Source organism: Micromonospora sp. WMMD708, from assembly GCF_049315245.1.
GTDB lineage: Bacteria > Actinomycetota > Actinomycetes > Mycobacteriales > Micromonosporaceae > Micromonospora > Micromonospora wenchangensis.
On record NZ_CP186060.1, the window covers coordinates 2,005,549 to 2,023,951 of the forward strand.

General features: G+C 72.3%; 16 protein-coding genes. 10 read left to right on the plus strand and 6 right to left on the minus strand.

Features of this window, described 5'->3' with window-relative positions; genetic code table 11:
• The first annotated feature begins 7 nt into the window (after positions 1–7).
• The 3 genes from ACN260_RS09110 to ACN260_RS09120 all read left to right on the plus strand — a co-directional run bounded on the left by ACN260_RS09110 (position 8) and on the right by ACN260_RS09120 (position 4,637).
• Positions 8–2,746 (plus strand): MGH1-like glycoside hydrolase domain-containing protein, encoded by a 2,739-nt coding sequence (locus ACN260_RS09110; protein ID WP_422755530.1) that lies wholly within the window; start codon positions 8–10, stop codon positions 2,744–2,746.
• A gap of 54 nt (positions 2,747–2,800) precedes the next feature.
• Positions 2,801–3,520, plus strand: coding sequence for an HAD family hydrolase (locus ACN260_RS09115; protein WP_422755531.1), 720 nt, complete (start codon positions 2,801–2,803; stop codon positions 3,518–3,520).
• A 412-nt stretch (positions 3,521–3,932) separates the two neighbouring features.
• Positions 3,933–4,637, plus strand: a complete 705-nt coding sequence (locus tag ACN260_RS09120; RefSeq protein WP_422755532.1) for a L,D-transpeptidase family protein — start codon at positions 3,933–3,935, stop codon at positions 4,635–4,637.
• A gap of 70 nt (positions 4,638–4,707) precedes the next feature.
• Here the strand turns inward: ACN260_RS09120 and ACN260_RS09125 are convergent, their stop codons facing one another.
• The 4 genes from ACN260_RS09125 to ACN260_RS09140 all read right to left on the minus strand — a co-directional run bounded on the left by ACN260_RS09125 (position 4,708) and on the right by ACN260_RS09140 (position 6,888).
• Positions 4,708–4,983, minus strand: a complete 276-nt coding sequence (locus ACN260_RS09125) for a hypothetical protein (protein ID WP_088647566.1) — start codon at positions 4,981–4,983, stop codon at positions 4,708–4,710.
• A gap of 47 nt (positions 4,984–5,030) precedes the next feature.
• Positions 5,031–5,462 (minus strand): hypothetical protein, encoded by a 432-nt coding sequence (locus ACN260_RS09130; protein ID WP_204926243.1) that lies wholly within the window; start codon positions 5,460–5,462, stop codon positions 5,031–5,033.
• Between the two features lie 449 nt (positions 5,463–5,911).
• Positions 5,912–6,094 carry a DUF397 domain-containing protein gene (locus ACN260_RS09135; RefSeq protein ID WP_204926244.1) on the minus strand — a complete coding sequence of 61 codons (183 nt, stop codon included), beginning with the start codon at positions 6,092–6,094 and terminating at the stop codon, positions 5,912–5,914.
• Positions 6,091–6,888 carry a helix-turn-helix domain-containing protein gene (locus ACN260_RS09140; RefSeq protein ID WP_422755533.1) on the minus strand — a complete coding sequence of 266 codons (798 nt, stop codon included), beginning with the start codon at positions 6,886–6,888 and terminating at the stop codon, positions 6,091–6,093. The genes ACN260_RS09135 and ACN260_RS09140 overlap by 4 nt, the downstream gene beginning before the upstream one ends.
• A gap of 293 nt (positions 6,889–7,181) precedes the next feature.
• On the opposite strand from ACN260_RS09140, the gene ACN260_RS09145 reads away from it, so the two are divergent.
• From ACN260_RS09145 to ACN260_RS09165, 5 genes are all read left to right on the plus strand, one after another.
• On the plus strand, positions 7,182–7,436 hold the full coding sequence (locus tag ACN260_RS09145; RefSeq protein ID WP_204926186.1) for a flavin reductase: 255 nt from the start codon (positions 7,182–7,184) through the stop codon (positions 7,434–7,436).
• A gap of 233 nt (positions 7,437–7,669) precedes the next feature.
• Positions 7,670–8,959: an ABC transporter substrate-binding protein gene (locus ACN260_RS09150; RefSeq protein WP_204926187.1), complete on the plus strand. Its 1,290-nt coding sequence runs from the start codon at positions 7,670–7,672 to the stop codon at positions 8,957–8,959.
• Complete coding sequence (locus ACN260_RS09155) at positions 8,956–9,855, plus strand: carbohydrate ABC transporter permease (protein WP_088647563.1); 900 nt, start codon at positions 8,956–8,958, stop codon at positions 9,853–9,855. Before ACN260_RS09150 ends, ACN260_RS09155 begins: the two co-directional genes overlap by 4 nt.
• Before the next feature lies 1 nt (position 9,856).
• Complete coding sequence (locus ACN260_RS09160) at positions 9,857–10,690, plus strand: carbohydrate ABC transporter permease (RefSeq protein WP_420117168.1); 834 nt, start codon at positions 9,857–9,859, stop codon at positions 10,688–10,690.
• 9 nt (positions 10,691–10,699) lie between these two features.
• On the plus strand, positions 10,700–11,905 hold the full coding sequence (locus tag ACN260_RS09165) for an ABC transporter ATP-binding protein (protein WP_422755534.1): 1,206 nt from the start codon (positions 10,700–10,702) through the stop codon (positions 11,903–11,905).
• Between the two features lie 718 nt (positions 11,906–12,623).
• On the opposite strand, the gene ACN260_RS09170 is transcribed toward ACN260_RS09165, so the two are convergent.
• A complete protein-coding gene (locus tag ACN260_RS09170) occupies positions 12,624–13,742 on the minus strand; it encodes a winged helix DNA-binding domain-containing protein (RefSeq protein WP_422755535.1) in 1,119 nt (372 codons plus the stop codon).
• A 356-nt stretch (positions 13,743–14,098) separates the two neighbouring features.
• On the opposite strand from ACN260_RS09170, the gene wrbA reads away from it, so the two are divergent.
• Positions 14,099–14,716, plus strand: a complete 618-nt coding sequence (gene wrbA, locus ACN260_RS09175) for an NAD(P)H:quinone oxidoreductase (protein ID WP_422755536.1) — start codon at positions 14,099–14,101, stop codon at positions 14,714–14,716.
• A 55-nt stretch (positions 14,717–14,771) separates the two neighbouring features.
• Here wrbA and ACN260_RS09180 read toward each other — a convergent pair whose 3' ends face one another.
• The gene (locus ACN260_RS09180; protein ID WP_422755537.1) at positions 14,772–16,691 is read right to left on the minus strand and encodes an anthranilate synthase family protein; all 1,920 of its coding nucleotides are present in this window, start codon (positions 16,689–16,691) and stop codon (positions 14,772–14,774) included.
• A 228-nt stretch (positions 16,692–16,919) separates the two neighbouring features.
• On the opposite strand from ACN260_RS09180, the gene ACN260_RS09185 reads away from it, so the two are divergent.
• A complete protein-coding gene (locus tag ACN260_RS09185) occupies positions 16,920–18,347 on the plus strand; it encodes an FGGY family carbohydrate kinase (protein ID WP_422755538.1) in 1,428 nt (475 codons plus the stop codon).
• Positions 18,348–18,403: the final 56 nt, after the last annotated feature.

The window sequence follows — 18,403 nt, forward strand, 5'->3', positions numbered from 1 at the left end:
GACGACAATGGTCGCTGTGGTCAAGTACTCCGCCGGCGTCGAAAATGTGCAGGTGTTCACCGACAGATCGCCCTCCGACGTCCCGTCCCCCGACGCCGAGCGGATCCGGCTCGCCCAGGCCGACGCCGGGGAGCAGGACTGGCGCGCATGGGGTCCCTATCTGTCCGAGCGGGCGTGGGGGACGGTACGGGAGGACTACAGCGAGCACGGCACGGCGTGGGACTACTTCCCCCACGACCACGCGCGGTCCAGAGCCTACCGGTGGAACGAGGACGGCATGGCGGGCGTCTGCGACGACCGGCAGACGTTCTGCTTCGCGCTGGCGCTGTGGAACGGGGTCGACCCGATCCTCAAGGAGCGGATGTTCGGCCTCGGCGGCGACGGCGGCAACCACGGTGAGGACGCCAAGGAATACTGGTGGTACCTCGACAGCACCCCCACCCACTCGTGGATGCGCTGGCGCTACCACTACCCGCAGGCCGCCTTCCCGTACGACGAACTGGTCGCCGTCAACGCCCTGCGTGGCCGGGACGAGAACGAGTACGAGCTGGTCGACACCGGCATCTTCGACGACGACCGGTACTGGGCGGTCACCGTCGACTACGCCAAGGCGTCCCCGACCGACCTGTGCATCCTGATCACCGTCGCCAACCGGGCCGACGAGGCGGCAAGCCTGCACGTGCTGCCCACGCTGTGGTTCCGCAACACCTGGGCCTGGGGTCCGCCCGGCGCGGACCGGGTGCCCCGGCTGACCGGCGAGGACGGCCGGCTGGTCGGCGAGCACTGGGTGCTGGGGCAGCTCCTGCTGGAGGGCGACGGCGAGCCGGTCCCGCTGCTGTGCGACAACGACACCAACGCCGAGCGGCTGTGGGGGCTGGCCGGCCGGTCGCCGTACCCGAAGGACGGGATCAACGACCACGTGGTGGCCGGCGCCGCCACCGTCAACCCCGACCGGGAGGGCACCAAGGGCGCCCTGCACTACGTGCTCGACGTGCCGGCCGGTGGGCAGCGGCAGATCCGGCTGCGGCTGACCCGCACCGCGCCGCCGCCCGGGGCCGCCGCGCCACCCCCGGCGGACCTGGGGGCCGGCTTCGACGCGGTGGTGTGGGCCCGGCGGGCCGAGGCGAACCGCTTCTTCGCCGGGGTGATCCCGGCGGCGGCCAGCCCCGACGAGGCGCTGGTCGCCCGGCAGGCGATCGCCGGGCTGATGTGGGGAAAGCAGTTCTACCACTTCGACGTCAAGCGGTGGTTGGAGGGCGACCCGGGCTCGACGCCGCCGGCCGGCCGCCGGCACGGGCGCAACAGCGCCTGGTGGCACATGACCAGCTTCGACGTGATCTCCATGCCGGACCCGTGGGAATATCCCTGGTACGCCGCCTGGGACCTGGCCTTCCACTGCGTCACCATCGCCCGGGTCGACCCGGGCTTCGCCAAGGAGCAGGTGCTGCTCCTGCTGCGCGAGTGGTACCTGCACCCCAACGGCCAGATCCCGGCGTACGAGTGGGCGTTCGGTGACGTGAACCCACCGGTGCACGCCTGGGCGGCACTGAAGGTGTTCGAGATCGACGGCGGGCGCGACCACGAGTTCCTCGCCCGGGTGATGCACAAGCTGCTGCTCAACTTCACCTGGTGGGTCAACCGCAAGGACACCGGCGGCAACAACCTGTTCGAGGGCGGTTTCCTGGGGCTGGACAACGTCGGTCCGTTCGACCGGTCGGCGGCGTTGCCGGTGGCCGGGGTGCTGGAGCAGTCCGACGGCACCGGCTGGATGGCGATGTACGCGCTCAACCTGCTGGACATGGCGATCGTGTTGGCCGAGCACGACCGGGCGTACGTGGACACCGCGACGAAGTTCTTCGAGCACTTCGCCTACATCGCCGCCGCCGGCTACTCGCAGGGCCTGTGGGACGCCGAGGACGCGTTCTTCTACGACGTGCTGCGCCTCGCCGACGGCACCCAGGTGCCGCTGAAGGTCCGTTCGGTGGTGGGGCTGCTGCCGCTGGCGGCCACCACCCGGCTGTCCGCGCGGACCCTGCAACGCCTGCCGGAGCTGGGGGCCCGGCTGCGCTGGTTCCTCAGCCAGCGCCCCGAGTACGCCGACGTGATCGGTGCCCGCCGGCTCGGCCCGGACGGCCGCCAGCAGCGGCTGCTGTCCATGGTCGGCCCGGAGCAGGTGGTCCGGCTGCTGGCCCGGATGCTCGACCCCGAGGAGTTCCTCTCCGACTACGGCCTGCGCACGCTGAGCCGGGCGCACCTGGACAAGCCGTTCGCGGTCGACCTGGGCGGGCAGGAGTTCTGCGTCGGCTACGAGCCGGCCGAGTCGACGAGCGGGTTGTTCGGCGGCAACTCCAACTGGCGCGGCCCGATCTGGATGCCGACGAACTTCCTGCTGATCAGCGCGTTGCGCGACTACGCGGCGTTCTTCGGCGACGACCTCCAGGTGGAGTACCCGACCCGGTCGGGACGTAAGTGCACCCTGGACGAGATCGCCGATGACCTGTCGGCCCGGCTGATCTCCCTGTTCACCCGGGACGGCTGGGGCCGCCGGCCGATCTACGGTGCGTGTCAGCTCTTCCAGACCCATCCCGACTGGCGGGACCTGATCGCGTTTCCGGAGTACTTCCACGGCGACAACGGCGCGGGCCTCGGGGCCTGGCACCAGACCGGGTGGACGGCGCTGGTGGCCGACCTGATCCTGACCCTGCGCCGGGATAACCCGGATGTGCCGGGCGGGCCGGACCGCTAGCGTGTCCGTCGGCCGCCGCCGCCCGGGCGGGGCGATCCTGCGGGAGGGGACCGGATGAGTACGGGTGGGACCGGATCGGCCCCGGGGGCGGGCGCGACGACGTTGATCTTCGACGCCGACGACACGCTCTGGGAGAACAACGTCGTGTTCGAGCGGGTGATCGACGACTTCCTGGACTGGCTCGACCACCCCACGCTCGACCGGGCCCAGATCCGCACCGTGCTCGACGACATCGAGCGGGCCAACGCGGTGGCCCACGGGTACGGCAGCAAGGTGTTCCTGCGCAGCCTCGGCGAGTGCCTGGAGCGGTTGCGGGAGCGACCGGCCACCGACCGGGAACGCGCGGACATCGACCGGCTGGCCGCTGCGCTGGTCAACCACGAGGTCGAGCTGATGCCCGGGGTCGCCGACACCCTCGACGCCCTGGCCACCCGCTACGACCTGCTGCTGCTGACCAAGGGGGACCGCCAGGAGCAGCAGCGCAAACTGGACGCCTGCGGCCTGCTGCACCACTTCGGCGCGGCGCACATCGTGCCCGAGAAGAACGCCGGCACCTACCGGTGGCTGGCCCGGGAGCACGGCTTCGCCCCGGCCGACGCCTGGATGATCGGCAACTCCCCGAAGTCGGACATCCTGCCGGCACGGGCGGCGGGGATGCGGGCGGTGTTCATCCCCAACGAGAACACCTGGGTGCTGGAGGACGACGACCTCGACCCGGCCGACACCGGGGTGATCCGGCTGGCCGCCTTCCCCGATCTGCTCGCCCACTTCTGAGAGCCAACAGCGTCCGGCCGGCTGACCGTGTCACGTCGGGATGCCGCAATTGCGCCCCGGCGGCAATCACCTCCCCGACCCCGTCGACCTGCTTGCCCGGCCATCCGGCGGCTGCCTAACCTGGGCCGGCGTTCACGACCGATCGGGGTGGTCGGGAACGCGCCGAAGTCCGGCACCGGGGCACCGGGGAGCTGAGTGCCGACGGGCCTGGTCCGCGTGTCGGGCCCGACGGTACCGGCCTGACCCGCCCGTCGCGCCCGCACCGGCGTGAACCGCCGCCGGGCCGGACGGCTGGCGGTCAGGGTCGGGGAGTTGCGGACCCGACCCTGACCCACCCACCGGGCGCGACGCGCCCCACCCGCCCGGGGCGGCGGGGCGTCGCAGAACCGCCGGCGGTGCGATCATGTGCGGAATGCGGACCTCATCCGGGACGGACGGGCGCGACACGGACCCGGCGGCGGGCCGGGGGCGCCCGGTCCCACCACCGAACCGGGCCTCCCGGTTGACCACCCTGCCCGCCGCGACCCGGCAGGTCGTCATCGTCACCGGCAGCGGCTATACGACCACCCACGCCACCCTGGAGACGTTCCACCGGGCGGGCGGCCACTGGGTGCCGGTCTCCGCCCCGCTGCCCGCCCGGGTGGGCGCGAAGGGCTTCAGCGACCACCACACCGAGGGTGTGGCGACCACCCCGACCGGGGTGTACTCGTTCGGCCCCACCATGTACGGCGTCGCCGCCGACCCGGGCGTACGGTTCCCGTACCACCGGGTGGTCACGAACGACTGGTGGAACGAGAACCCCGACTCGCCGGCCTACAACACCTTCCAGCACAGCAGCACGAACCCGGGCGGCTACAGCGAGGCGCTGTGGCGGGAGGTGCCGGCGTACACCCACTTCGCCGTGATCACCTACAACATGCCGCCGAACGTGCCGAAGCCGGTGCCGGACGCGGGCAGCGGCATCTTCCTGCACGAGTTCAGCACCCCTGCCGGCGGCCCGACCGCCGGCTGCGTCAGCCTGTCCCACACCGACCTGGTGTCGGTGCTGCGCTGGCTGGATCCGAAGCACTCACCGCGCATCGTGATCTGCCCGGCGGCCAACCTCGGCCGCTACTGACCGACCGGGCTTCAGCTCCGGCCGGGATCGACGCCCGGGTGGGGCCGGCGGACGCCGACCCCGCCAGGGTTCAGGAGATCTCGTTGCGGACGATCGCCACCGCGACCCGGCAGAACTCGTCCATGTCGGGGCGGAAGCCGGCGGCGATGTCCGGGTGCAGCCCGGAGCGGGTCTCGTCGAGCAGCCGTTGGCAGACCTGCTCGACCGGTTCCCCCGCGTAGCTGGCGCGGACCCGGTCGGTGGCGGCCTGCAGCGCCGAGGTCAGCTGATCCTCCAGCGGGCCGCGCAGCTTCTGCTGCACCGGGTCGAGCCCGCGCGGGTCGAGCGTGACATGTGGCTCCGACATCGGTGCTCCCTTCGTCGGCGTCCGCGGTACCCCACCGCGGACGTCGGTCAAACCACGGTGGGCGCGGCGGCCACCCGGACCTGGTACGAGAGGTTCTCCGCCGGTTCCTCCCGGTACGACAACCGGCGGATCTGCCGGTCGTCGGCGTAGAGCGCGACGTCGACCAGGACCCCGAGGTGGGCCAACCCGATGTTCGCCACCCGCTTCTTGTCCTGGAGCACCGCGCACACCCCGCCCAGCAGGGTGCTGGCGTCGGAGGTGCGGTGCCCGGGTGGGCACCGCAGGATCAGGTCGACCTCGACCGGCCCGGCCAACGGCGTCCAGCCGGTCTGCTGGGCCGCGGCACAGGCCGCCTCGAGCAGGGCGCGTACCCTCGTCGCCTGCCGATGGCCGGCGGCGAAGATGGACAGCGCCTCAGTTTTCACCGGTGGCAGGCCGCTCACCTCGAACGTCAGGGCGAGAGCGCGGGTGTCCTGCACCACGGGGCACCTCCTCGTTGAGGACGATCCTGCCCGGACCGGTGGGCGCGCAGTGGGAGTTCGCGGGAGAACCCTCCGAACGGGCAGGCTGATGTCGGCCGGAGGCGTATCGACTACGACGGCGACGCGCTGGCTTGGTGGAGTGAGTGCGTCAACGCTAGTGCACGCGGCATGCCCCGGGACAGCCCACCGCGCCCGCCATCCGGACAGTCGTCGACAAGCCGACGGGACGCGCGATGCCGGTCGGGACGCGCGATGCCCGGTCGGGACGCGGGCGGCGCGGTTGATCGACTCCTTGGGGGCGATGTTGCGGTGTCCGCCGCACCTCGATACCGCTGTACCGCCCCAACTGAGTCGATCTTGCCGGCCGGGGCGGGCGACCAGGATCGGGGCGAGCCGGGGCCGACCAGGCTCCCGGCGGTGCGGGGGAGCCCGGTCGGCCGGCCGGGTCAGTGCCGCTTGGCGTAGCCGACGAACGCGGTCCAGGCCGTACGGTCGAAGTGGAGGGTGCCGCCCTCGCGGTCCTTGGTGTCGCGCACCAGCACCCGGTCGGGCAGATTGTCGGCGACCTCGACGCACGATCCGCCGTTGCCGCCGGACCTGGTCGACTTCCGCCACTGCGGGGTCATCATGTCCATGACTTCGCCACTTCCTCGATCAGCTCGATTGACTGCCGGCGGGGGAGCGCCTCGTTCCGCACGATCTCCCACGTTCTGGCCAGCGTAGCGACATCGGTAGGCGTATCGACGATCTGCGCGGTGAGCTGGTTGTCCGCATGGGCGACCCGCTCGCCGTCGGGCATCTCGGCGATGATGAACTGCCCGGCCAGCCCCAGGTACATGCCGGCGTCGGTCGGCACGATGTGCACCTGGATGTGCTCCTCGGCGGTCAACCGGGCCAGGTGCTCGCACTGCTCGATCATCAGCCCCGGCTGGTCGAGCACCGGCCGGCGCAGCACCGTCTCGTCGATCACGCAGATGAGCTGTGGTGGGCGTTCCCGCCGCAGGATCGCCTGCCGTTCGAGCCGGGACGCCACGATCCGGTCGACGTCGTCCGGGGCGAACCGGCCGCCGGCCAGCGTCGCGCGGGCGTACCGCTCGGTCTGCAACAGGCCCGGCACGTACGCCACCTCGAACCAGCGCAGCGTGGTCGCCTCCCGTTCGAACTCGATCCACTCCCGCAGCCAGGCGGGCTCGGCGTCGAGCCGGCCCAACCGGTCCAGCATCCGCAGGAAACGCCCGCCGGTGTCGTGGTGGCCGTCGACGGCCTTCATGAACTCCTTCGTGGGCGCCCGGCCGCCGGTCTCCACCGAGCTGACGTGCGACCCCGAGTAGCCGATGCCCTTACCGAAATCCTCCTGGCTGAGTGCGAGTGACGCCCGGAACAGGCGCAACTCCTCCAACACGTAGTCGGTAGCCGTCCCCATCACACCCCCGGTTCCTGCCCACCGTGGACCGGCGGGTCGCTCGTGGTCGCTCACCCACCCTGCTGAGCTGCGCAGATGGCGTGAGCGTGTATCGACAGTAGTGGTCCGGTCAGCAGACTGTCACCGGTGGCGGGCCCGCTGGCAGCCGGGGAGGGCGGCAGCGGGCCCTGCCCGGGGCCGCTCCCGACACCCCCCGTGCGGGAGCGGCCCCTTCCAGTCCCAGGTCGATGCGGTCGGCCCCGGGCCGCGACGGCCGGGGCCGACCGCGCCCACGATTCGAGGAGGTGGCGGTGATGGTGGTCCGACCGCCGGTCCCGCACGTCGCGATGCGCCCGCTGTGGCGGTGCCGCAACTGTGGCCGGGAGTGGCCCTGCCAGCCGGCCAAGCTCGCCCTGCTCACCGAGTACCGCCGGGACCGCACCGGGCTGCTGGTCTACCTCGGCACCCTGATGCACGAGGCGACCAACCAGCTCGCCCAACTGCACCCCGGGCACCCGCCGGCCCGGATGACCGAACGTTTCCTGTCCTGGGCCAGGGTCCGGCGCTGAAACCGCCCGCACGGGCATGACCCGGACGCCGGTGACACGCCTGCGTCGGGCCCGGCCACACCCGGCCCGACTCCGGTTACCGACAGGTTTCACGACTTCGCAGGTCGGGCAGTGTAGGCCCACGGAACGGCCCGGGGCGGCGTGTTTCCGCACTTCACCGGCCCGGTAGCGGCTTGCCGTGCACCGGGGCACGGGTGACCTCCCCGGTTTTCGCCGAAGAGAGGGGAGGGGCGATGACGGATCCCGGAACGGCCCGACACCGGCGTCGGCCGGCGCTCCGGGCCGGGGCGGCCGCCGCCGCGCTGGCGCTGGTCGCGCCGCTGGCCGCGTGCGGCGCCGACGACGGTGGCGGTGGTACGCCCACGATCAACCTGTACTACCCGCCCGAGCAGAACCTGCAGAAGGTCGTCGACGACTGCAACACCCGCGCCGAGGGGCGCTACAAGATCGCCTACCGGGTGCTGCCCCGGCAGGCCGACGACCAGCGGGTGCAGCTCGTGCGCCGGCTGGCCGCCGAGGACAGCGGGATGGACGTGCTCGGCCTCGACGTCACCTGGACCCAGGAGTTCGCCAGCGCCAAATGGATCCGCGAGTGGACCGGGCAGGACAAGAGCGAGGTCGAACAGGGCACCCTCGCCGGCCCGCTGGACACCGCCCGCTACGAGGACAAGCTCTACGGCGCGCCGAAGAACACCAACGTGCAACTGCTCTGGTACCGCAGTGACCTGGTTCCCGAAGCCCCGAAGAGCTGGGACGACATGATCACCGTCGCCAAGGACCTCAAGGGGCAGGGCAAGCCGTACCAGGTGCTCACCATGGGTGCGCAGTACGAGGGCCTGGTGGTGCTCTACAACACCCTGGCCGAGAGCGCCGGCGGCAAGATCCTCAGCGACGACGGCAAGAAGGCCGTGATGGACGAGGGCACGGTGAAGGCCCTCGACCAGCTCCAGCGGTTCGCCACGTCGGGCGTGACGTCGCCGTCGTTCAGCAACTCCACCGAGGATCCGGTCCGGCTGGACTTCCAGTCGGGCAACGGCGCGTTCCAGGTCAACTGGCCGTTCGTCTACCCGGCGTTGCAGGAGGCCGACCCGGAGCTGGCCAAGAAGGTCAAGTGGGCCCGGGTGCCCGGCGTCGACGCGAACACCCCCAGCAAGGTCACCATCGGCGGGGTCAACATGGCGGTCAGCGCCTACTCCAAGCACCCGACGGAGTCCTTCGAGGCGGCGAAGTGCCTCCGGGACGCCAAGAACCAGAAGTTCTCCGCGATCAACGACGGGGTGCCCCCGACCATCGAGGCGGTCTACGACGACCCGGAGATGGACGAGGCGTACCCGATGAAGGAGACCATCCTGGAGGAGTTGAAGGAGCCGGCGGTCCGGCCGCTGACCCCCGCGTACCAGAGCATCTCCACGGTGATGTCGGCGATCCTGTCGCCGCCGTCGGCGATCCGGCCGGAACAGACGGCCAAGGAACTGCGTAAGGCGATCTCCGACGCGCTCCAGTCCAAGGGGGTCCTGCCGTGAGTCGGCGTGCCCCGCTGAGCGAGAACAAGAAGGCCGAACGGAAGCTGGGCTGGCTGCTCTGCGCCCCGGCCGCGCTGGTCATGGTGCTGGTCACCGCGTACCCGATCATCTATTCGGTCTGGCTGTCGTTGCAGCGCTTCGACCTGCGCTTTCCCGACCAGCGCGAGTTCATCGGGCTGGAGAACTACGTCACCGTGCTGACCAACGAGTTCTGGTGGACCGCGTTCGGGGTGACCATGCTGATCACGGTGGTCACCGTCGCGGTGGAGTTGGTGCTCGGCATGGGGCTGGCCCTGGTCATGCACCGCACCCTGGTCGGCCGGGGCATCGTGCGGACCGCCGCGCTGATCCCGTACGGCATCGTCACGGTCGTCGCCGCGTTCTCCTGGCGGTACGCCTGGACGCCCGGCACCGGCTACCTGGCCAACCTGTTCGACGGCAGCGCCCCGCTGACCGAGCGGGCCAGCTCGCTGGCGATCATCATGCTGGCCGAGATCTGGAAGACCACCCCGTTCATGGCCCTGCTGCTGATGGCCGGGCTGGCGCTGGTCCCCGAAGACCTGCTCAAGGCGGCCTCCACCGACGGGGCGACGGCGTGGCAGCGGTTCACCAAGGTGATGCTGCCGGTGATGAAGCCGGCCATCCTCGTCGCGCTGCTGTTCCGCACCCTGGACGCGTTCCGGGTCTTCGACAACATCTTCGTGCTCACCAACGGCGGCAACGAGACCTCGTCGGTGTCGATGCTCGCCTACAACAACCTGATCCGGGGGCTCAACCTCGGCATCGGCTCCACGATGTCCGTGCTGATCTTCATCACGGTGGCGATCATCGCGTTCGTCTTCGTGAAGCTGTTCGGCACCGCTGCCCCGGGCAGCGACGACGGGGAGAGGCGCTGACATGGCCGACACCACCACCCGGGCGAAGCTGCGCTGGGGCCTGATCGACGTCATCGTCGTCGTGTTCGCCCTGGTCCCGGTGCTCTGGATCGCCTCCCTGTCGTTCAAGACCCCGGCCACCCTCACCGACGGCAAGTTCTGGCCCCGGGAGTGGACGCTGGACAACTACCGGAGCATCTTCGACACCGACCAGTTCGTCCGCGCCCTGATCAACTCGATCGGCATCGCCCTGATCGCCACGCTCATCGCGGTGGTGCTCGGCGCGATGGCCGCGTACGCGATCAGCCGGCTGGACTTCCCCGGCAAGCGCCTGCTGGTCGGGGTGTCCCTGCTGATCGCGATGTTCCCGCAGGTGTCGCTGGTGTCGCCGCTGTTCGAGATCGAACGGCAACTCGGCCTCTTCGACACCTGGCCGGGGCTGATCCTGCCGTACATCACCTTCGCGCTGCCGCTGGCGATCTACACGCTGTCGGCGTTCTTCAAGCAGATCCCGTGGGACCTGGAGAAGGCGGCGAAGATGGACGGCGCGACCCAGGGCCAGGCGTTCCGCCGGGTGATCGCCCCGCTGGCCGCCCCGGGGCTGTTCACCACGGCGATCCTGGTCTTCATCTTCTGCTGGAACGACTTCCTGTTCGCCATCACGCTCACCTCCACCGAGCGGGCCCGGACGGTGCCGGTGGCGCTGTCGTTCTTCACCGGCGAGTCGCAGTTCGAGGACCCCACCGGGGCGATCTGCGCCGCCGCCGTGGTGATCACCATTCCGATCATCCTGTTCGTGCTCTTCTTCCAGCGCCGCATCGTCTCCGGTCTGACCTCCGGCGCCGTCAAGGGATAGGTGACAACAATGGCTGACATCGTGCTGGACAAGGTGAGCAAGAGCTTCCCCGACGGCACCGTCGCGGTGCAGGACGTCGACCTGGAGATCGCCGACGGCGAGTTCGTCATCCTGGTCGGCCCGTCCGGCTGCGGGAAGTCCACCACCCTCAACATGATCGCCGGGCTGGAGGACATCAGCTCCGGGGAGCTGCGCATCGGCGGGGAACGGGTCAACGACAAGGCGCCCCGCGACCGGGACATCGCGATGGTGTTCCAGTCGTACGCGCTCTACCCGAACATGACCGTCCGGGAGAACATGGCCTTCCCGCTGCGGCTGGCCAAGCTCGACAAGGAGACCATCACCGCCAAGGTCGGGGAGGCGGCGAAGGTGCTGGAGCTGACCCCGCTGCTGGACCGCAAGCCGGCCAACCTCTCCGGCGGGCAGCGGCAGCGGGTGGCGATGGGCCGGGCCATCGTGCGGCAACCCAAGGCGTTCCTGATGGACGAGCCGTTGTCCAACCTGGACGCCAAGCTCCGGGTGCAGATGCGCACGGTGGTGTCCCGGCTGCAGAAGAAGCTCGGCACCACCACCGTCTACGTGACCCACGACCAGACCGAGGCGATGACCCTCGGCGACCGCGTGGTCATCATGCGGGGTGGCGCGATCCAGCAGGTCGGCCCGCCCCAGGAGCTGTACGACCACCCCCGCAACCTGTTCGTCGCCGGGTTCATCGGCTCACCGTCGATGAACTTCCTGCACGCCGCCGTGGAGGAGGGGAAGCTGCGTACCGCCCTGGGTGACGTGCCGATCGGCGACCGGATCCGCCGCGAGCTGGAGGGGGCCGACGCGCCCCGGGAGCTGATCCTGGGCATCCGCCCCGAGCACTTCGAGGACGCCGAGCTGATCGACGACGAGGCGCGGGCCCGGGGCATGGAGTTCACCGCTCCCGCCGAGATCGTCGAGTCGATGGGCTCCGACAAGTACGTCTACTTCACCGTCGAGGGGCAGCGGGCCAGCGCCGCCGAGCTGGAGGAGTTGGCCGCCGACGCCGGGGCCGACTTCAGCGGCGGTGGCGGCAACCTGGTGACCCGGCTGTCGGCCGAGTCGCCGGTGCAGGAGGGCGAGGACCGGCGGATCTGGTTCAACCTGGAGAAGATCCACCTGTTCGACCCGTCGACCGGCCGGAACCTGACCCTGCACGAGGGCCGCTCGGCCGGCGCGCTCGGCGACTGATCCACCCCCTCACCCCGGATCGGTGGCCGCACGCTCGGCCGGCCCCCGGCGGCGTGCGCCCACCGATCCCCCGGACCCTGCTCTGCGGACCTACTGCTCTGCTGCCCAGGTGGCCCGCTGCTCCGCTGCTCCGCGCTGCCCTGCTGCTCCGCTGCTCCGCGCCGCCCGCTGCCCCGGTGCCTCTCAGCTGTCCGGCCTCCCGCCCGTGCCACGGGACCCGGCCCACCCTCGTGTCTCGTCGCCCGCCCGTCAGCCCGTTACCCACCCGTGCCCATCGACACGGACAGTGACGTGACGCCCGGGCGCACCACATCACCTCCAGACGCTTTGCTCTGCTGCCCTCGACGCGACAGCTACTTGTCGTGAGTGTCGCGTCGAGGGCAGCAGAGCAAAGTCTCCGCGAGGGGTTGGTGGCGGTCGGCGAGGTGTTGCGACAAAATCCCAGCTCAAAGGTCTAGTTCGCATGTTCCGTGGGGTGCTGGGCCGGACGGCGGCGGATGACCGACGGTCACTCTCGGTCATAGAGCCGCTGCTGGCGCATGGTGCCCGCCTGTGACCCACCGTCACCCGCCCCGGGGGGTGGCGTGCAGCCGGATGCGGGCACCGCCGTCTGCGGCAGGCCGTTCAGGATGTCGGGACCGGGGGACCAGCGACGCGCCGGGCCGGCAGCGCCGCCGGGCCGGCAGCGCCGGTGGCCCGGGGAGCGGGCGGTGCGGACCTACCAGGTGAGGTGCAGCGGCAGGCCGAGGAAGCGGGCGTAAGCCTCCAGCGCCGCCCCGACCCGTTGCCGGGTCGGCGCATCCAGCGGGACCAGCGGCTGCACCGTCACGGTGACCCTGGTCCGCGAGAGGCGGCGCTTCCAGATGCCCACCACCCGGCCGCCGCGCACCACCGTGGACTGGAAGACGCCGTTGCCACCGGGGATCACCGCCTTCAGGTGCGCGGGATCGACCATCAGTGCGCGGTCCTTGAAGCCGAGCAGGTACTCGTCGAAGCCGGGCAGCACGTGCACGTCGTCCACCGGCAGCCGGGGCGCGTCCAGCAGCGCCGGGTCGAGATGCGCCTCCACCCCGTCGACCCGGACGGTGGTGAGCGTCCCGGCGTCGGTGGCGACCGCGACGGCCCGTTTCGTGTCGGCGGCGGTCAGCCCCGTCCACCCGGTGAAGTCGCGCCGGGTCGTCGGCCCGTGGCTGCGGAAGTACCGCCCGGCCAGGATGCCCAGCGCCTCGTCCCGTTCGGGTCGGTGCGGGTCGGGCACCCACTCGTCGAGCAGCGCGAAGGTCTGCTCGGTGCCCACGTGCGGGGCGATGCAGGTGACGCCCCGCTGGCTGGCATACCAGAGCAGGTGGTAGCCGCGTTGGCCGGAGACGTCGACCCCGGCGGCGGCGAGGGTGGCCAGGCACTGCGCGCGGGTCAGCCGACCGCCGCCGGCCAGCGCCGCGCCGAGCACGTCGGTGGCCCGGTCGGCCTCGGCCTCCGTCAGTCCGAGCGTGGCCCGCCGGGCCGCTGCCCCGGCCAGCGCCCGTACGCCGGTGAGGTCGAGCATCCAGCGGGCGTCCCGACCGGGCACGAGGTGCACGGTGCCGCGCATCGGCCAGGTGCGCAGCGCCTCGCGGCGTTCCAGGGCGGCCCGCATGTCGGCCTCCGAGCGGCCGGGCAGCCGCAGCCCCAGTGACCACAGGCCGCTCGCCGCGTCCTGGGCCTGCATCGCCCCGAACCACTCCACCACACCGGCGACCCCCGACGGGCGGCCGGCCGGATGCTCCCGCAGGGCAAGTGCGGTCATCCGCAACGTCAACGCCTCGTCGCCGGTCAGCTCCACCACGCCGGTCAGCATAGGAGCAGGTACCGACACCGGGCGGACACCCTGACCGCGCTACGCCGGTCGCCGAACCGGCGGAGCGCGATCCCCCGTGCAGGTCCCCCCGGGCCACCGGTGGTGGCCCGCTACCCCCCCCCGGCATCCGTGCCCACCAGCATCCGCCTCCCGGTCCCCGTGGGAGCATTCTCAGCTGGAACTTGCGCAAATCTTGAGCCGCGGGGACCCCTCGGTCACCCGGCGGGGCGGGCCGACCCTCCTGGTCGGTGTCGCGGTGCGCAGCCGCATGTCCGGATCATGCCGCGGGTGGACGTTTGACCCGGCAAGCACCGGGTAGTCGCCGGAGCTGACCCGAACCGAGGAGGACACAGACGATGGACGGCCAGGTCAAGGTAGCGGTCATCTACTACAGCGCGACCGGGATCACCTACCAGATGGCGCAGGCGGCGGTCGAGGCCGCCGGCGAGGCGGGGGCCGAGGTGCGCCTGCGCAAGGTACGGGAGCTGGCGCCCGACGAGGCGATCCGCTCCAACGCGGGCTGGCAGGCGCACCGCCTGGAGACCCAGGACGTGATGGAGGCCGAGATCGACGACCTGGCCTGGGCCGACGTGGTCATCTTCGGTTCCCCCACCCGGTACGGCATGATCGCCGCCCAGCTCAAGCAGTTCATCGACACCACCGGGCCGCTGTGGGCCAACGGCGCGCTGGCCGACAAGGTCTACAGCGGCTTCACCTCCACCGCCACCGCGCACGGCGGCCAGGAGGCGACCCTGCTGTCGCTGTTCACGGTCTTCTACCACTGGGGTGGCGTGGTGGTCACCCCCGGCTACACCGATCCGAGCCAGTTCGTCGCCGGCAACCCGTACGGCGCCTCGCACACCAGCAACAACGGCGAGGTCGCCCCGGACCACGTGGCGCTCGCGGCCACCGCGCTGACCGCCAAGCGGGCGGTCCGTATCGGCGCCGCCGTCAAGCGCGGCCTCGCCGGCTGAGTCGCCCGGTGGGCCGGGTGGGCGGGAGCCCACCCGGCCCACCGGTGGCCCGCCGCTACCCGCCCACCGGCCCGCCACCGGCCGTCAGCGCCGGTCGGGCCAGCAACTGCCCCAGCAGCTCGGCCAGCACCGCCAGACCGTCCCGGCTGAGCACCGACTCCGGGTGGAACTGCACCCCGGCGAAGGCCGCCCCGCGCAGCGCGTGCACCGACCCGTCGGCCGGGTCCCGGGCCAGCTCCACCGGCCCGTACGGCGACCCGATCCGATCGGTGTCCGCCCGCGCCGTGAAGGTCGAGTAGAAGCCCACCCGGCGCGGCACCCCGAACAGCGACACCTCCCGTTGCAGGCCCTGGTAGGGCGCGGCGCGGCGGTGCAGTGGCAACCCCAGCAGCCCGCTGAGCAGCTGATGCCCCAGGCACACCGCCAGGGTGGGCGCCCCGGCGTCGAGCCGCCCGGTCAGCAGCGTGCGCAGGGCGGCCATCTTCGGGTCGTCGACCGCGCCCGGGTCGCCCGGTCCGGGGCCGACCACCACCAGGTCGTACCCGGCGTCGCAGCCGGGGGCGTGCCAGGGCCGCACGTCCACCGTCAGGCCCAGGGCACGCAGCTGGTGGGCGAGCATCCCGGTGAAGGTGTCCTCGCCGTCGACCACCAGCGCCCGCCGGCCGGCCGCCCCGGGCAGCACCGTCGCGCCGGGTGCGCGCTGGTCGAGCCAGAACCGGGCCAGCGGGGCGTTGCGGGCGGCGAGCACCGCCCGTACCTCGGGGTCGTCGGCCCACCGCACCGGCGGGTACGGCCCTCCGGTCGACGCCTGCGGGCCCAGCCCCAGCGCGGCGAGCACCCCGGCGGCCTTGGCGTGCGTCTCGGCGACCTCGCCGGCGGCGGTGGAGTGCCGGACCAGGGTGGCCCCGACGGGCACCCGCAGCCGTCCGGTGGGGGAGATCTCGGCGGTCCGGATCAGGATGGGCGCGTCCAACGTCTGCCGGCCCTCGGCGTCGCGGCCCAGCAGCGCCAGCACCCCCGAGTAGTAGCGCCGGCCGGTCCGTTCGTGCCGGGCGATCACCCGGCAAGCGTTCTGCATCGGGCTGCCGGTAACCGTGGGGGCGAACATGGTCTCCCGCAGCACCTCCCGGACGTCGCGGGTGCCCCGGCCGGCCAGCAGGTACTCGGTGTGCGCCAGGTGCGCCATCTCCTTGAGGTACGGCCCGACGACCTGCCCACCGTGCTCGGCGACGCCGGCCATCATCTTCAGCTCCTCGTCGAGGACCATGTACAGCTCCTCTACCTCCTTCGGGTCGTGCAGGAACCGCAGCAGCGCGTCCCGCCCGGCGGTGGCCCCGGTGTGCCGGAAGGTGCCGCTGATCGGGTTCATCATGACCAGCCCGTCGTCGACGCTGACGTGCCGTTCCGGGCTCGCGCCGACAAGCGTCCGGGTGCCGGTGTGCACCAGGAACGTCCAGTACGCGCCCCGCTCGTCGCGCAGCAACCGGCCCAGCGCCGCCAGCGCGGCACCCAACGGGGCACCCTGCACGGTGGCGTGCAGGGTGCGGTGGATGACGAAGTTCGCCCCCGCCCCCCGACCGATCTCCTCGGCGAGCACCCGGTCGACGATCCGGGCGTACCCGTCGTCGTCGACGTCGAATGCGGCGTCGGCGCAGACCACCGGCCCGGCCGGCAGGGCGGCGAGCAGGTCGGCCAGGGGCAGCGTGGCGTGCCCGGTGACGGTCAGGTACTCCATCGGGACGCCGTCGTCCACGCAGGCGAAGCCCCGTTCGGCGATCTGCCGGTACGGCACCAGCGCCAGCGTGCGGGGGCCGGCAGCGCCCTCGGGCAGCGGCAGGTCGGCGAGCCGGTCGGCGACGTCGACCGGACCGGTGAACAGGTCGACGTGGTCGACGCCGTCGCGGCGCAGCAGGGCGAACGGGCCCGGGTCGACGCCGTCGGCGACGGCGGCGAGCAGGTCGTAGAGGTGGTTCATCGGGTTTCTCCTCCGGGTCGGGTCGCCTCGTCGTCGGGCGGCCCCGGGTGCCGGGGGAGGACCGGCGGCCGCCTCGTGGGCGGCCGCGTGATAGCTACGCGCGGGGGATGGCCGCCGGGTCGGCGGGCCACCAGCAGGTCAGGTGCGCGGGCATACCGACACCCTAGGCGGCGGACGGGCGGCAGGGAAGGGCGTTCCCGTCCGCGCCGCCGGGTAGCGTGACCCGCGATGAACATTCTCGCTCTCGACCTGGGCACCTCCTCGGTCCGCGGCCTGGTGCTCGACGCCGACGCCGATCCGCTGCCGGGAGCGTTGGCCCGCCGCCGGGTGCAGCTGACCGTCGCCGGGGACGGCACCGGCACCCTGGACCCCGACGGCTACCTCGCCGGCCTCACCGAGTGTCTCGACGAGCTGGCCGCCGCCGGTCACCTGCGCGACGTCGGCCTGGTCGCGGTCTGCGCGCAGTGGCACTCGGTGCTGCCCCTGGACCGCTCCGGTGACCCGCTCGGCCCGGTGCTGACCTGGTTGGACACCCGGGCCGCGCCGCCGCCGGGGGTGTCCGGCCCGGCCGACCCGGAGGACTTCCACGCGCGGACCGGGGCGTGGTGGCACCGCTGCTACTGGTCGGTGCGGCTGCCCTGGCTGCGGGATGCCACGGCCGGGGTGACCCGGTTCGCCGGCCTGGTCGAGTACGTCCTCGGCCGGCTGCTCGACGACGCGCCCATGTCGGTGTCCATGGCCTCCGGCACCGGCCTGCTCGACCTGAGCCGGCTGGCCTGGGACGACGAGGCCGTCGCGGTGGCCGGGGTCCGGCCGGGTGAGCTGCCGCAGCTGGCCCCGATGGACTGGCAGGGCCGGCTGCGGGCCGAGCACGCCCGTCGGTGGCCGCAGCTCGCCGGGGCGCGCTGGGCCGCCCCGGTCGGCGACGGGGCCGCCTCCAACGTCGGCTCGGGCTGCGTCGACCCCCGCCGGGCGGCGGTCACGGTCGGCACCTCGGCCGCGGTACGCCTGGTCCAGCGGGTTCCGGCCGGGTCGTCGTTGCCACCCCTGCCGGCCTCCCTGTGGCGGTACCGGGTGGACCACGAGTACGTGGTGACCGGGGCGGCCTACTCCTGCGGCGGGAACCTGTTCGCCTGGGCCGACCGGGAGCTGCGGCTGCCGCAGGGGCCGGATCTCGACGCCGCGCTGGCCCGGATCGCACCGGACGGCGTGCTGCCGGCCAACCCCCGCCTCGGCGGGGACCGGCCCCCCGGCCTGGCCCCGGCCGGCTCGGGTGAGCTGCGCGGGCTCAGCTTCTCCAGCACCGGGGTGGACATCCTCGCCGGGCTGATGACCGGGCTGTGCCGGATGGTCGCCGACGACCTCGCCGTGCTGGAGTCCGGTGTCGACGCACCCGTCGAGGTGGTGCTCGGCGGGGGAGCGGTGACCGCCTCCGCGTGGTGGCGTACGGCGTTCGCCGCCGCGCTCGCGCCGCGGCCGGTCCGGCACCGCGCCGAGCGGGAGATCGGGGCCACCGGGGCCGCGCTGGTCGCGCTGGGTCGGGTGCCCGACGCGGACCGGCTCGCCGGCACCGGCCGTACGGAGGAGGACCCCTCGCCGACCTCGGCCGCCGCGGCAGGCACCTCCGCCCGGTCGGATGCGCCGTCGAGGCGTTGACATGGGCGTCTGGCCTGGTTGGATGGACCCGGCCCCCCGTCGTGGGGACGGGGACC

What these genes read in the sequence shown, in the direction of transcription:
- ACN260_RS09165 (WP_422755534.1), top strand. Translation starts at nt 10,700, where the DNA reads ATGGCTGACATCGTGCTGGACAAGGTGAGCAAGAGCTTCCCCGACGGC.
- ACN260_RS09150 (WP_204926187.1), top strand. Translation starts at nt 7,670, where the DNA reads ATGACGGATCCCGGAACGGCCCGACACCGGCGTCGGCCGGCGCTCCGG.
- ACN260_RS09115 (WP_422755531.1), top strand. Translation starts at nt 2,801, where the DNA reads ATGAGTACGGGTGGGACCGGATCGGCCCCGGGGGCGGGCGCGACGACG.
- ACN260_RS09120 (WP_422755532.1), top strand. Translation starts at nt 3,933, where the DNA reads ATGCGGACCTCATCCGGGACGGACGGGCGCGACACGGACCCGGCGGCG.
- ACN260_RS09160 (WP_420117168.1), top strand. Translation starts at nt 9,857, where the DNA reads ATGGCCGACACCACCACCCGGGCGAAGCTGCGCTGGGGCCTGATCGAC.
- ACN260_RS09135 (WP_204926244.1), bottom strand. Translation starts at nt 6,094, where the DNA reads ATGATGACCCCGCAGTGGCGGAAGTCGACCAGGTCCGGCGGCAACGGC.
- ACN260_RS09145 (WP_204926186.1), top strand. Translation starts at nt 7,182, where the DNA reads ATGGTGGTCCGACCGCCGGTCCCGCACGTCGCGATGCGCCCGCTGTGG.
- ACN260_RS09180 (WP_422755537.1), bottom strand. Translation starts at nt 16,691, where the DNA reads ATGAACCACCTCTACGACCTGCTCGCCGCCGTCGCCGACGGCGTCGAC.
- ACN260_RS09140 (WP_422755533.1), bottom strand. Translation starts at nt 6,888, where the DNA reads ATGGGGACGGCTACCGACTACGTGTTGGAGGAGTTGCGCCTGTTCCGG.
- ACN260_RS09125 (WP_088647566.1), bottom strand. Translation starts at nt 4,983, where the DNA reads ATGTCGGAGCCACATGTCACGCTCGACCCGCGCGGGCTCGACCCGGTG.
- ACN260_RS09170 (WP_422755535.1), bottom strand. Translation starts at nt 13,742, where the DNA reads ATGCTGACCGGCGTGGTGGAGCTGACCGGCGACGAGGCGTTGACGTTG.
- wrbA (WP_422755536.1), top strand. Translation starts at nt 14,099, where the DNA reads ATGGACGGCCAGGTCAAGGTAGCGGTCATCTACTACAGCGCGACCGGG.
- ACN260_RS09185 (WP_422755538.1), top strand. Translation starts at nt 16,920, where the DNA reads ATGAACATTCTCGCTCTCGACCTGGGCACCTCCTCGGTCCGCGGCCTG.
- ACN260_RS09110 (WP_422755530.1), top strand. Translation starts at nt 8, where the DNA reads ATGGTCGCTGTGGTCAAGTACTCCGCCGGCGTCGAAAATGTGCAGGTG.